Origin of the sequence: Achromobacter sp. GbtcB20, assembly GCF_019091095.1 — a bacterium.
In the GTDB taxonomy this organism is placed as follows: domain Bacteria; phylum Pseudomonadota; class Gammaproteobacteria; order Burkholderiales; family Burkholderiaceae_B; genus Achromobacter; species Achromobacter mucicolens.
This window is the reverse complement of record NZ_JAGXJZ010000681.1, coordinates 1-255: the sequence shown is the minus strand read 5'-3', so window position 1 is coordinate 255 and position 255 is coordinate 1. Positions and strand designations below refer to the sequence as shown.

Annotated in this window: 1 protein-coding gene; it reads right to left on the bottom strand. The window is 60.0% G+C overall.

Going from position 1 to position 255, the window contains the following annotated elements; all coding sequences use genetic code 11:
• The coding region (locus KVT32_RS30710) for a response regulator (RefSeq protein WP_217619498.1) at positions 1-255 on the bottom strand (255 nt) is incomplete at both ends.

Genomic DNA, 255 nt, shown 5'->3' with positions numbered 1-255 from the left:
GGTTCGTTCAGCACCGCCCAGAAGATCCCGAGATCGGCGATCGCGCGCACGAATTCCTTGAAGTCGACCGGCTTGACGACGTAGGCGTTCACGCCCAGTTCGTAGCTGCGCACCAGGTCCTGCTCTTCCTTCGAGGAGGTCAGCTTCACCACCGGCATGCTTTTCAGTAAGGGGGTGCCCCTGATCTTGTCGAGCACTTCCAGGCCGTCGATCTTCGGCAGTTTCAGGTCTAGCAGAGTGACGGCGGGATTGCCT